This window comes from Mucilaginibacter sp., assembly GCF_036383575.1.
In the GTDB taxonomy this organism is placed as follows: domain Bacteria; phylum Bacteroidota; class Bacteroidia; order Sphingobacteriales; family Sphingobacteriaceae; genus Mucilaginibacter.
The window spans coordinates 1-13,494 of the sequence record NZ_DASVOB010000089.1; the positions used below are offsets into that span (position 1 = coordinate 1).

At 42.5% G+C, this 13,494-nt stretch carries 11 protein-coding genes and 1 pseudogene; 8 read left to right on the forward strand and 4 right to left on the reverse strand.

Annotated elements, in window-relative coordinates; all coding sequences use genetic code 11:
- The 4 genes and pseudogenes from VF500_RS03350 to VF500_RS03365 form a co-directional block, all read left to right on the forward strand.
- Positions 1-285: pseudogene (locus VF500_RS03350) on the forward strand (chromosome partitioning protein ParA); the annotation flags it as partial.
- Between the two features lie 805 nt (positions 286-1,090).
- Positions 1,091-2,974, forward strand: a complete 1,884-nt coding sequence (locus VF500_RS03355) for a glycoside hydrolase family 30 beta sandwich domain-containing protein (protein ID WP_330858315.1) — start codon at positions 1,091-1,093, stop codon at positions 2,972-2,974.
- 41 nt (positions 2,975-3,015) lie between these two features.
- Positions 3,016-4,245 carry a family 16 glycosylhydrolase gene (locus VF500_RS03360; protein ID WP_330858316.1) on the forward strand — a complete coding sequence of 410 codons (1,230 nt, stop codon included), beginning with the start codon at positions 3,016-3,018 and terminating at the stop codon, positions 4,243-4,245.
- Positions 4,246-4,310: 65 nt separating this feature from the next.
- Entirely contained in the window at positions 4,311-5,204 is an 894-nt protein-coding gene (locus VF500_RS03365; RefSeq protein ID WP_330858317.1) for a hypothetical protein, read from the forward strand.
- 215 nt (positions 5,205-5,419) lie between these two features.
- Here the strand turns inward: VF500_RS03365 and VF500_RS03370 are convergent, their stop codons facing one another.
- The 4 genes from VF500_RS03370 to VF500_RS03385 all read right to left on the reverse strand — a co-directional run bounded on the left by VF500_RS03370 (position 5,420) and on the right by VF500_RS03385 (position 8,628).
- The gene (locus tag VF500_RS03370; protein ID WP_330858318.1) at positions 5,420-6,247 is read right to left on the reverse strand and encodes an MlaD family protein; all 828 of its coding nucleotides are present in this window, start codon (positions 6,245-6,247) and stop codon (positions 5,420-5,422) included.
- Positions 6,244-7,038 carry an ABC transporter ATP-binding protein gene (locus VF500_RS03375; protein WP_330858319.1) on the reverse strand — a complete coding sequence of 265 codons (795 nt, stop codon included), beginning with the start codon at positions 7,036-7,038 and terminating at the stop codon, positions 6,244-6,246. Before VF500_RS03375 ends, VF500_RS03370 begins: the two co-directional genes overlap by 4 nt.
- 1 nt (position 7,039) lies before the next feature.
- Complete coding sequence (locus VF500_RS03380; RefSeq protein WP_330858320.1) at positions 7,040-7,819, reverse strand: ABC transporter permease; 780 nt, start codon at positions 7,817-7,819, stop codon at positions 7,040-7,042.
- Positions 7,820-7,917: 98 nt separating this feature from the next.
- Positions 7,918-8,628 carry a pirin family protein gene (locus VF500_RS03385; RefSeq protein WP_330858321.1) on the reverse strand — a complete coding sequence of 237 codons (711 nt, stop codon included), beginning with the start codon at positions 8,626-8,628 and terminating at the stop codon, positions 7,918-7,920.
- 82 nt (positions 8,629-8,710) lie between these two features.
- On the opposite strand from VF500_RS03385, the gene VF500_RS03390 reads away from it, so the two are divergent.
- The 4 genes from VF500_RS03390 to mnmG form a co-directional block, all read left to right on the forward strand.
- Positions 8,711-9,367 (forward strand): oxidoreductase, encoded by a 657-nt coding sequence (locus VF500_RS03390; protein WP_330858322.1) that lies wholly within the window; start codon positions 8,711-8,713, stop codon positions 9,365-9,367.
- On the forward strand, positions 9,364-11,229 hold the full coding sequence (locus VF500_RS03395; RefSeq protein WP_330858323.1) for an ABC-F family ATP-binding cassette domain-containing protein: 1,866 nt from the start codon (positions 9,364-9,366) through the stop codon (positions 11,227-11,229). The genes VF500_RS03390 and VF500_RS03395 overlap by 4 nt, the downstream gene beginning before the upstream one ends.
- On the forward strand, positions 11,229-11,474 hold the full coding sequence (locus VF500_RS03400; RefSeq protein WP_121232765.1) for a CBU_0592 family membrane protein: 246 nt from the start codon (positions 11,229-11,231) through the stop codon (positions 11,472-11,474). The genes VF500_RS03395 and VF500_RS03400 overlap by 1 nt, the downstream gene beginning before the upstream one ends.
- 293 nt (positions 11,475-11,767) lie before the next feature.
- Positions 11,768-13,494: tRNA uridine-5-carboxymethylaminomethyl(34) synthesis enzyme MnmG (mnmG, locus tag VF500_RS03405; protein ID WP_330858324.1), on the forward strand; the 1,727-nt coding region annotated here is incomplete at its 3' end.

Below are 13,494 nucleotides of genomic sequence, written 5' to 3' on the forward strand. Positions count from 1 at the left end.
CGTTGTTCAAAATGTGGTTATGAGGAATCGGTGATCGCTTATACCATTCTCCAAAACACCCGCATTCCTATCAACAAAGCTTTTTATATGATCTTCCTGATGTACTCAACCAAGGGCAAGATCTCGTCACATAAACTATCCGAAATCCTTTCCATCCGTCAAAGTACCTGCTGGGCTTATAGTTCACGCATTAAAAAAGTAATGGAGCTGCGTAAAAAAGAGATCAAAAATGCAGGGGATAAAGGTTGGAGTAAGTTGGTGATTGATAATAGCACGAATGCCTGAGCAGGCGGATAACAATTTAAACGAATTTCACGAATTAGTATCTTGCATCAAAAGGGAATGTCATTAATTGCAAAAGGGATTGACAGATTGCACCAGAGGTGCAAAAGGTTTGTAGAAATGAAACGAATGAATTTTCTTAGTGTGCCAGAGGTACACAACTCCGGTGTTCCGTACCTCTGGCACGGTTATTTTCGATACATTATGTTGCTACAAACCTGTTCCCCCTCTGGGGGATTTTTCTTAACTTAATGACATTGGCCGATACCCAATGGGCGCAAGTCTTGTGCGGCTGTCGGAGGGCGGATGATTTGTGACTCATCTCCGTCAAGTCATTGTGATATTTAATTATACTCTTTTATAGAATACTTCTCTTCGTATTCCCAATCACTTATAACTCATAGCTATATAACCCTATTATTTTCTTTACAATTAATTGTGAAGTAAGCGTATCACAAAAAAAATTTCATTGCAACAAAAACGTTGCACAGGTTATTTAAAGTACTTTTTGCTGTTTTAAATACTGTGATGCAAGCGTATTAAATTTCATATAATACACTATAAATCAATTATTTATGAACATTTTACTTGATTGATCCGTTTAAATTGCTGTAGATTTGCTACAACCAATTTTAAGCTACACATAACCCTGCTTCATGGAAAACAGTTTTGTTCCTGGGCTTTTGCGCTGAATAATACTTTGATATTCTTAAGCAACAGTTAAATATTGTTATACATATTGAGCTGTTGTATAGCAGTTTATGTGATGTTTTTTGAATATCAAATCAATCAACTAAATAATAACTAAATGAAAATCAATTACAAATTGATGCGGCTTGCAGTCCTCACCCTGCTTTCTGCCGCTGCTTTTTACTCGTGTAAAAAAAATGTAAACACGCCCGAAGCGCCCGATCAAAAAACAAAAGGCACCGTAGCCCGTGCCGCCAACGAGGTGGTGAATGTCTGGCTCACCACTGCCGATCAATCAAACCTATTACAGGCCCAAACCAGCTTTAATTTCGCTGCCGATGCCGGTACTAATGCAACCACCATTACGGTAGACGAAAATCAAACCTACCAGGGGATAGATGGCTTCGGTTTTACCTTAACCGGTGGCAGCGCAGGCTTACTAAACGGCCTCGGCAGCAATCAAACCAATGTGCTTAATGAACTTTTCGGCACAGCCAATGGGCAAATCGGGATCAGCTATATCCGCATCAGCATTGGTGCATCCGACCTTAGTGCCAGCGATTTTACTTACAATCAAACCGCCGGAGATTTTAACATGAATAATTTCAGCATCAGCGCTGAAAACCAGGACCTACTGCCTATCGTGAAAAAGATCATCGCCATAAATCCGTCTATTAAAATCATCGCCACCCCATGGACGGCCCCTACCTGGATGAAGGTGAATACTACCGGTAATAATGGCTATACCGGCGGCAGTTTGAACACTGCGGCAGGTTATTATGATGCCTATGCCCGCTATTTTGTAAAATACCTGCAGGCTATGCAGGCGCAGGGTATTACCATCGATGCCATTACGCCTCAAAATGAGCCGCTTAACCCATACAATAATCCAAGTATGGTAATGCAGCCTAACGAGCAGGCCAATTTTATCAAAAACAACCTCGGTCCGCAGATCAGGACCGCAGGCTTCCAAACCAAGATCATTGCTTACGATCACAATACCGACAGGATTGATTACCCTGAAACTGTACTGGCCGATGGCGGGGCTAACCCCTATGTTGACGGCTCTGCTTTTCACCTGTATGCAGGTAATATCAGTTCTTTAACCGACGTCCATAATGCTTATCCTAACAAAAACGTTTACTTCACCGAGCAATGGGTTGGCGCGCCAAGCAATTTTGGAGGCGATCTTTCATGGCATGTAAATACACTTATTATTGGCGCTACCCGCAACTGGAGCCGTAATGTATTAGAGTGGAACCTCGCTTCCGATCCAAACAATAATCCGCATACGCCGGGTGGTTGCAGCACCTGTTTAGGCGGCATCACTGTTAGCGGTACATCTATCACCCGCAATGTAGGCTATTACATTATCGGCCATGCGTCAAAATTTGTACGGCCGGGCGCTGTTCGTATCTCCTCAAACCTATCGGGCAGTATCCAAAACGTAGCTTTTAAAAATTCTGATGGCAGTAAGGTGCTTATCGCCCTTAATAATGGTTCATCAAGCACCAGCTTTAAAGTAAAATGGGGCGCTGAGTCTTTCACTTATACCTTAGCCGCGGGAGCTGTGGCAACCTTTAAATGGACAGGCACACAATCAAACGGAACCTCAAGCGGTGCGCCTATCGGCTCAACCATCACACTTAAAGGTTTTAATAACCAGTATGTAAGCAGCGAAAACGGCACACAGGCCATGAATTGTAACCGAGCTACGCCATCGGCATGGGAACAGTTTACCGTGGTCGACGCCGGTGCGGGCAAAATAGCACTACAAGCCATGGGCAAATATGTATCGTCAGAAAACGGCACACAAGCTATTACCTGTAACCGCACAACTTTTGGCGATTGGGAAAAATTTGACTGGATCCCTACCACCGATGGCAAAGTCACCATCAGGGGCAACAACGGCAAATTTATCTCGAGCGAAAATGGTACACAAGCCATGACATGTACCCGCGCTACCGCCTCGGGCTGGGAAGCGTTTGGCGTAAACCAATAATTCCCTACAAAACCAATTAATTATTCACTAATACCATCATTATGAAACAACTTTTAAATTTTGCGAAGAGTGCCGCTACAGCATCTGCATTAATGCTTTTAATTTCATCCTGCAGCAAGGACCTGAACAAGCCCTCATCCGCCATTAAAACAGCTGATGAAACATCTGGATCAACCACCACACCAAGGGCTGGTACCCTACTCTGGAGCGATGAATTTAACGGCACCAGTGTTAACACCGCAAACTGGAATATCGACAACGGTAATCCCGGCGTTAATAACGAAAAGGAGTATTACCAATCGGCAAACGCCACGGTATCAGGTGGTTTTTTAACCATTACAGCCAAAAAAGAATCGGTTGGTGGTCAGCCATATACATCGGCCAAATTAACTACGGCAGGTAAATATCAGCCAACATCCGGTCGTATTGAGGCAAGTATCAAACTTCCGGGGGTGCAGGGCACCTGGCCGGCATTCTGGATGCTGGGTGCAAACATCGGTACGGTAGGCTGGCCACAGTGCGGCGAAATTGATATCATGGAGCAGGTAAACACTTCCAATACTATTTTGGGCACCATGCACTGGTACAACAACGGAGGCCACGTGCAATACGGAGGCAGCACTACCACAACACCTACAGGATTCCACACTTATGCTGTTGAATGGGATGCCAACTCTATCCGCTGGTACGTAGATAATACCCTGTACGTAACCGGTAATATCGCTGGTAACATCAATAACACCGGTGCATTCCATAATCCGTTCTTTATTATCCTTAACCTGGCCATCGGCGGCGATTTACCTGGCAATACCATTAATGACGGAGCGCTGCCTTGTAACATGGTGGTTGATTATGTAAGGGTTTATGACCTGTCGGGTAGCAGCACAACGCCTCCAATTGGTCAAACCATTACCTTAAAAGGCTTTAATAGCCAATATGTTAGCAGCGAAAATGGCACACAGGCTATGAACTGCAATCGCCCTACAGCATCTGCCTGGGAGCAGTTTACTGTAGTTGATGCTGGTGGCGGCAAAGTGGCCCTTCAGGCTATGGGTAAATATGTATCGAGTGAAAACGGCACGCAAGCCATCACCTGTAACCGTACTACCGTTGGCGACTGGGAGAAATTTGACTGGGTACCTACCACCGATGGTAAAGTTACCTTCAGGGGTAATAACGGTAAATTCATCTCGAGCGAAAACGGCACGCAAGCCATGACTTGCACCCGCGCAACAGCATCTGGCTGGGAGGCTTTTGGTGTAAACCAATAATTTAAAATGATATATTTAGCCTGCTCTTTTAAATAAGGGCAGGCTTCTCTTTTATAAACCTACTAATGAAAAAATTTACCGGCTTTTGCCTTTTATGGCTGATGTTAGTCGCTCGTACCTCCCATGCTCAATCTGGCGGAAACAAACTGCAGTTCGATATTACCGATGGTTACCAGCGCGAAAATTTTCACTGGTCGATAGCCGGTAACAGTAACGGGCAAAATCCCAATGTTTTTTCGGAACTGAAATGGACAAAAGTTGGCGGCCAAAGCATTGCAGCTTCCATGCAATTGACTGTATATCAAAGATTTAGCGTTTATGCAGGTTATACCAGGCAATTCATTACATCCGGCACAGTAAATGATTCTGATTACAGTACCGACAACCGCAGCGGCAATACCTATAATGAAACTTTTGATGCGGGCAAAGGCCATACACAAGGCTGGGCTTTGGGAGCAGGTTATCAACTTGTAAAAAATGAATGGTTCAGTCTCTCCCCCTATGCCGGTTATAGTGACAACAGACAATATTTGTATTTATATGATAGCGATAACCGTTTTCCGGGTTTAAACAGCAGCTACCAAACCCAATGTAAAGGACTGTTTATCAAAGCTATAACATCAATAAACCTTATTAAAAAACTGAAATTTAATACCGATATCACCTATAACCAGGTAAGCTATAATGCCCAGGGCAACTGGAATTTGATCACTACTTTTCAGCACCCGGTTAGCTATCGGCACCATGCTAATGGGTATGGCTTAAATATGAATGGGACAATGATTTACGCAATAACAAATCACATTGGGATACAGGCAGGAGGTGGATATCTGCATTGGCAAACCGGCAATGGTACTGACGAACTTTATCTTAACGGCGGTGAAGTTGATAAAACTCAAATGAACGGAGCGTTCAGGAATGGGTTTAGGGTATTTGGTGGGTTAACTTTCCATTTATAATTGTTCCACGTGGCACATTTATATAATTAATTGATAATCAATAGTATAAATCAAAAATTCCGTTTCAATAGAGCAGGGGAAAGGTATTGCTCCGGGGCGAAAGAGAAATCATGTACGCCATGCAAAGCGATCATGCATATCGTGCAAAATTTCTCCTCACAGCCACTTCGCGATGCCCGCGCTTGTTCGTCGAAATGACAATTTTGTTTAATCAATTAATTACTATTCTGCTTATCCGCAGCATCCTTAGCAGCTTTCTCCTTTTGCTTTTCCGCTTCTTTGGCGGCTTTGTCTTTATCCTTTTGAATTTGCTCCTGCACTTTGCGGATGCTGTCCTGCCTTTGCTGTTCGCGTTTCTTTTTCTTATTGAAGAAGCCCCTTAACAAAAAGTTATGCTGGGCAGCAGTTAAGTCCTCATTGAGGGTGTTGGTTGTGGTATGAACTGTTTTTATGGTAGTCCGGGCCTGTTTAACGGTGCCTTCCAGGTCGCGGGCCATTTTATCGCTATTAAGTAACCGGCCTATACTTCCCTGCCCATTGTTGATCTTGGCGACTATGCCTGTCAAATTTTCGGTTAATGATTCAGCGTTATCGGCCACACGGGTAAGTTTATTGATGATCCTGTCTACATCAACCGGGTTTATCGAACCTAACTTTCCGCCATCTTCAATCTCTTCGTGGCTTACAATTCCTCCGGGTGCAATCACTACCAGCTTATCCCCCATCAGTCCGTCGCTGCCTATACTTAGTTTTGAGTCTTTTTTAATAAACTTTTTAACGCTCTTATTCAGTGTAAGGTCAACCCGTACCGAACTATCGGTTACGATATTGATAGATTGTACCACTCCAACGTTAATGCCCGCAAATCGCACGTTATTACCCACCTGCAGACCGCTCACATTCTTAAACCGTCCATAAACATGAAAGGTGGAATTGAACAGACTTTTTTGATTGCCTATTAAAAATATAGCTACCAACAGCACTGCCAACCCTAAAAAGGTAAACAGGCCTATTTTTATTTTTTGAGATGATGTGGTTTTCATGCGGGTTCGTTAAAAAATGATCTGACCATTTGGTTCTCCGATTTTTCGAGCTCTTTGTATGAGCCCTCGGCTATATATTCACCCTCATCCATTACCAGGATCCGGTCGGCCGTAATACGGGCGCACTCCATATCGTGGGTAATAATGACAGATGATATTTCATATTTGCGTTGCAGGCGATTAATGAGTTCACTGATCTCGCGGGAGGTAATAGGGTCGAGCCCGGTGGTAGGCTCATCATACAACATAATTTCCGGGTTTACGATCAGTGTGCGGGCCAGGCCTACCCGTTTCCGCATCCCGCCCGAAAGGTCGGAAGGCATTTTATCTATCGCATCTAATAAACCAACAGCATCCAACACGCCTTCAACCTTTTTATTAATCTCTTTCTGATCTTTCAGTTTCAACACCCTTGTAAGTGGGAACTCCAGATTGTCCCTCACTGTCATGGAATCATAAAGTGCCCCTCCCTGAAAAAGGAATCCTATCTTCATTCTTAGCTTTTTCAGCTCCTCATCGTTCATCGTTGTGATATCCTCTCCAAAAACCTCCAACTCACCCCCATCGGGCTGTAACATGCCTACAACACATTGAATGGTAACAGATTTCCCTTGGCCGGATTTACCTAATACCACAATGTTCTCCCCCTTCTTCAGGTCGAAATTGATATTTTTAAGCACCTGCTTTCTGCCAAAGGATTTTTTGATGCCTTTAGCATGAATCACCACTTCTTCCTGTTTTTGGACAGGTGCTTCCTTTTTTGGTTCGGTAGCGTCGTCTGCTTTTTTCATCTTATTTATAAAATAACAAACTGGTTATCTGAACAGCTATCGCATCAATAATGAAAATCCACAGGGAAGCAGTTACCACAGCTGAGTTAGCCGCTATCCCAACGCTCTCTGTTCCTTTATCCGAATGGTAACCTTTATAACATCCCACAAAACCAACCGCAAAACCAAAAAGCACGGTTTTGGCTACGGCAGGTAACAAATCCGAAAAATCAAGCGAGGCTATACATTTGTTGAAGTAAAGAGAAAAGCTGATACTATCTGTAAGGTTGAGTGCCAGGAAGCCGCCAAAAAGCCCAATGGCATCACCTATGATAGCTAATAACGGGATCATGAAACTGGTAGCCAATACGCGTGTTACCACCAGGTATTGAACGGGGTTGGCGCCTGATACTTCCATAGCATCAATTTGCTCCGTCACTTTCATACTGCCCAGCTCGGCACCTATGCTTGAGGCTATTTTACCGGCACAGATGATAGCAGTGATCACCGGCCCTATCTCACGGATGAGTGATACTGCAAGTGTTTTAGGCAGCATGCTTTCGGCACCAAGCGAGATAAGCGAAGGCCTGAGCTGCAAAATAAGTACCATCCCCATGATAAAGGAGGTAATACCCACCAGCATCATGGACCGGTAACCTATTTCGTAGCATTGCCTCACAAACTCCGACCATTCAAAGCCCCCGGTAAATATATTGCGGAAAAAGCGCGTGAAGAATACTACATAGTCGCCTATGCTTTCAAGCCATTTTCGCCATCCGCTTAGTTCCTGCTGTGCTTCCATCAGTGAATCTTAAATAATAGTAAACAACAACAAAGCAATGCTCAATTGTTTTTGAACTTTCAATAATATTCACTTTATAGATTCAGGCTAAATACTGATTATGACATCGGTACATCAATGATCAGGAAACGGGATGGCTCTTCGGTTATAATTGTAAGTGAACTTGTATCATAAACGCCCAGCACATCTTTTTTGTTTAAAACCTGGTTGTTTATTTTAGCCAGTCCATCAAGTACAAATATATAAGCACCGTTACCCTGGGTTTTAATATCATAGTTGATAGTTTGGCCTGCTTCGAACTCACCCATCGAAAAGGTGGCATCCTGGTTGATCCAAAGCGTGTCTTCATTTTTTTCTGGCGAGATCAAGGTGGTTAACTCGTTCAATTTAAAACGGTCTTTAAAATTCATCTGATCGTAACGCGGCTGTATATTCCTTTCTTTAGGATAAAGCCAGATCTGCAAAGTATTTGCAGCCTCTTTATGCGACGCATTATATTCTGAATGGTATACACCTGTACCTGCCGACATCACCTGCACCTCTCCCGCATTTATTACTCCGGTATTGCCCATACTATCTTTATGTTCCAAACCTCCTTTTAAAGGGATAGTGATAATTTCCATATTATCGTGCGGATGGCTGCCAAAACCACGGCCGGCGGCTATGATATCATCATTCAGTACGCGCAGCGCGCCAAAGTTCATTTTTTCGGGATTGTAATATGAAGCAAAGCTGAACGAGAAGTTTGCTTTTAACCAGCCTATATCATTATGTCCGCGTTCTGCTTCGGGATAAAATATTGTTTTCATGTTGTTTTAAATTATATGTTTAAACACACAATATTTATTCCACAATTTAATTATGCGTATTTTTGCGGAAAATCAATAAGTAATGGCCAAAAAAGCTGTCGTTGCAGGCTCAAGCGGACTTATTGGCAGTCACCTCCTGCAAATTTTATTAGAACAAGCCTATTATGATGAAGTATTGATCCTGGTCAGAAAAAAAATACCACTTCAGCATAAAAAATTAACACAGCTTGTTATTGACTTTGATCAGCCCGAAACATACAAAAATGAGCTGACAGGCCATGCCTTGTTCTGTTGTTTAGGATCGACCAAAAAGAAAACGCCTGATTTAAGCATCTATCGCAAGATTGATCATGATTATCCGTTATTACTGGCACAATTGGCTAAGCAAAACGGAGTTGAACAATATCACCTGGTGTCATCGATTGGAGCAAACATAAACGGGGCAAATTTTTATACCAAAACAAAGGGCGAAACGGAAGCTGATATAACAGCGGTAGGATTACCTTCATTACATATCTACAGGCCATCCTTCTTAGCCGGCGACAGGCAGGAAAGCAGACCAATGGAAAAATTCCTTAACGGTTTAATGACATTGATCAATCCCCTGCTTTTTGGCAGCTGGAAAAAATATCAAAGCATTCCGGGAGCAACAGTTGCCATGGCCATGTATCAACAATCAATAAAAAACGCGACTGGTGTATTTGTATACGAGTCGGATAAAATAAAACAACTATCGTGAGTACTTATCTTTCTGCCGAGAACCTTGGCCATCAATTTCATGACAACTGGTTATTTAAAAATGTAACCATAGGTATTAACCGCGGCCGTAAGGTTGCACTTGTGGGTGTTAACGGTGCCGGCAAATCAACCCTTTTAAAAATATTAGGTGGTACTATAAAACCTACCGAAGGTAAAGTGGTACAAGCCCGTGACCTTAATATGGGTTACCTTGAACAGGATCCCAACTTCAAAAACGCGGTTACCATCAGTGATTACATTTTCCATGCCGATGATGTGCAGCAGCAACTGATCCGCAGGTACGAGGAACTGATGGAGAATGATCCTGAAAATACCAAGGCCATTGAAAAGATCATGGAAGAGATGAGCGAGGTTGATGCCTGGGAATATGAGTACAAGATTAAAACCATTTTAGGCCGTTTAGATATTCATCATCTTAATCAGCATATCACTACCCTATCGGGTGGGCAAAAGAAACGTTTAGCCTTAGCTAAGCTGCTTATTGAAGATCCTGAAGTTTACATTTTGGATGAGCCTACCAACCACCTGGATATTGATACCATTGAATGGCTGGAGAAATTACTGACCGAAGGAAACAAAACCATACTAATGGTTACACACGACAGGTACTTCCTGGATAATGTATGTAACGAGATATTGGAGATTGATCGTGGCAAAATTCAGCCTTATAATGGCAGCTACGGTTATTATCTTGAAAAGAAAGCGGAGCGTGAAGCAGCAGATGAAGCATCTTTCCAAAAAAACTCGAACCTGTTAAGGAAAGAACTGGAATGGATGCGCCGCCAGCCTCAGGCCCGTGGTACCAAATCAAAAGCACGTATTGATGCCTATTACGACCTGGAAGAAAAAACCAAGAATGGCGGTATCCGTGATAAAGTTGAACTAAGCGTTAAAACAGCACGCCAAGGCAACAAGATCATGGAGATGGATAACCTGTACAAGTCATTCAACGGCAATACTTATATAGATAACTTTAGTTATATATTTAAAAAAGGTGACAGGATAGGTTTAGCCGGAAAGAACGGTAGTGGTAAATCAACACTGTTAAATATCATTACCGGCGCTTTACAGCCTGATAAAGGAACAATTGTAAAAGGCGAAACTACTGTAATAGGCTATTTTCACCAGGCAGGTATCACCTTTAAAGAAGATGAGCGCGTAATTGATATCGTAAAGAACGTTGCAGAGTTCATAACCATGGCCGATGGAAAGACTATTTCTGCCTCTGCATTGCTAACCTTGTTTCTCTTCCCTCCTGCCAAGCAATATGGTTTTATATCAAAACTGAGCGGTGGCGAAAAGAAACGCCTGCAACTAATGAGCATCCTGATGAAGAACCCCAACTTCCTGATCCTGGATGAGCCTACAAATGATCTGGATATTGATACACTGAACGTATTGGAAGAGTTCTTAACCAACTACGGCGGTGTATTAATGATGGTATCGCACGACAGGTATTTACTGGATAAACTTACCGACCAGCTTTTCATCATGGAAGAAAAGGGCCATGTACGCATCTTTAATGGCAACTATTCGTCGTACAGGCTCGAACTGGAAGAAGCCAAACAACAAGCTAAAAAGCCTGCTCCTATAGTACAAACACAGGCTCCAGCAGCTAAAAAAAGCAAGTTAAGCTTTAAAGAAACCAAAGAATTAGAAGGCATAGAAGCTGAAATAAATACCATTGAAGTAAGTATAAAAGATAAAACTGCACAGTTAGACACAGTAGGCATCGACCCTAAAAAACTGGATGAAATACTGAAGCAAATTGAAGTTTTAAATAATCAACTGGACGATAAAAGCACCCGTTGGATGGAATTAACCGAGTTAAACGAAGGATAATGAAAACATCAGATATTATAGCAACAACAGGTGTTATCATTCTTTTGATAGCCTTTTTATTGAATTTAACAGGTAAACTATCAGCACAGAATAAGCTTTACAGCTTAATGAATTTCATTGGAGCAGGAACATGCGGCTATGCTTCATACATGATAAGCTTCTACCCTTTTGTGGTATTAGAGAGCATCTGGGCATTTGTAGCTTTAATATCATTATTCAGGGTTCCACGTGGAACATCTGCTTAATTGAGGTAATTTTGTGGTTTATTAATAAAGCTGGAGCAGTAAGTTATAGATTGAATTTAAAATTCAATAAGCTTCAGAATTACATTTAATATAGATGTTCCACGTAGAACATCTCAAAAATTAGAAGGATTTTAAGTCGGCATAATCAAACTTAAAACCCGCCTTAGTACTTTAAATAAACGTTCCACGTGGAACAAACAAGTCGGAAGTATAAAGTTATAAGCCAAAATTAAGCAGGTTTGGAACTAAAACTTCGGATTTAAGAGTTCAAAACGTGGAACAAGGAGGATAAAATGTTTAAGAAATATAATGTAATAGTAGTAGGTGCCGGGCATGCAGGCTGTGAAGCTGCTGCTGCCGCTGCCAACTTAGGTTCGTCAGTTTTACTGATAACCATGAATATGGGCACCATTGCACAGATGAGTTGTAACCCCGCAATGGGCGGTGTTGCTAAGGGACAAATAGTGCGCGAGGTAGATGCTTTGGGTGGATATTCGGGCATTATAACTGATAAAACATCTATCCAGTTTAGGATGCTTAACCAATCAAAAGGGCCTGCAATGTGGAGCCCAAGAGCCCAAAGCGACCGTATGAGGTTTGCCGAAGAGTGGCGTTTAGCATTAGAAGCAACTCCTAATGTTGATTTTTGGCAGGACACTGTTACCTCCCTATTGGTAAAAAATAATACCATCGCAGGTGTACGTACCTCTATAGGTATCGAAATCGAAGCAGATGCAGTGGTATTAACCAACGGTACTTTCTTAAACGGAGTAATCCATATAGGTGAAAAAAAGTTTGGCGGAGGTCGTACAGGCGAGAAAGCCGCTACAGGATTAACCGAGCAATTGGTTGAATTAGGCTTTGAAGCAGGCCGTATGAAGACCGGTACCCCACCCCGTGTGGATGGTCGCAGTCTTAACTATAGCCTAATGGAAGAACAATGGGGCGACCCTGTAAGAGGCAAATTCTCTTTTACCGACGTACCTTTTATAGAAGAACAACGCTGCTGCTGGATCACCTATACCAATACAGATGTACACGAAACATTGAAGGAAGGTTTTGAAAAATCGCCAATGTTTACCGGTAGAATTAAAGGTTTAGGTCCGCGTTATTGCCCATCTATTGAAGATAAGATCAACCGTTTTGCAGAGCGCGACCGTCACCAGATCTTCGTTGAACCCGAAGGATTGAATACTGTAGAGATCTATGTAAATGGTTTCTCTACCTCCCTTCCTGAAGATGTACAATACAAAGCACTCACCAAAATACCCGGATTTGAGAACGCCAAAATGTTCAGACCAGGTTATGCCATCGAGTATGATTTCTTCCCACCTACGCAATTGGGTTTAACTTTGGAGACTAAACAGATCAGCAACCTGTACTTCGCAGGGCAGATCAATGGTACTACAGGTTATGAAGAAGCAGCTTCACAAGGCTTCATAGCAGGTATCAATGCACACCAAAAAATCAATGACAAACATGAGCTGATACTGAAAAGATCAGAATCATATATAGGTGTTTTAATAGACGACCTGGTTACTAAAGGCACCGAAGAGCCATACCGTATGTTTACTTCAAGGGCCGAGCACCGCTTATTATTACGCCAGGATAATGCTGATATCAGGCTCTCCCCTATGGGTCACGAGCTGGGATTGATCAGCGATGAGCGTCTGGAAAAAGTAAACCAGAAAATAAAAAACTCCGACGATATTGTAGCCTATACCAAAAGCAAGTCTATCGATCCATCGACAGTAAATAGCTTGATGGAAGAGTTAGGTACAAGTCCGCTGGCGCAAAGTACCAAACTGTTCAATTTATTGAGCCGTCCCCAGGTAACCTTCAATGATCTGAAAACTGCTGATGCCCCTTTAGCCGAATTGCTTTCGGCCTATGATAAAGAAACTATTGAGCAGGCTGAAATAAAAATCAAATATGAGAGTTATTTCATCAAGGAGATGGAGATCGTTGACCGGATGAAAAAAATGGAAGACCGCGAGATCAATCCAAATTTTGATTATCA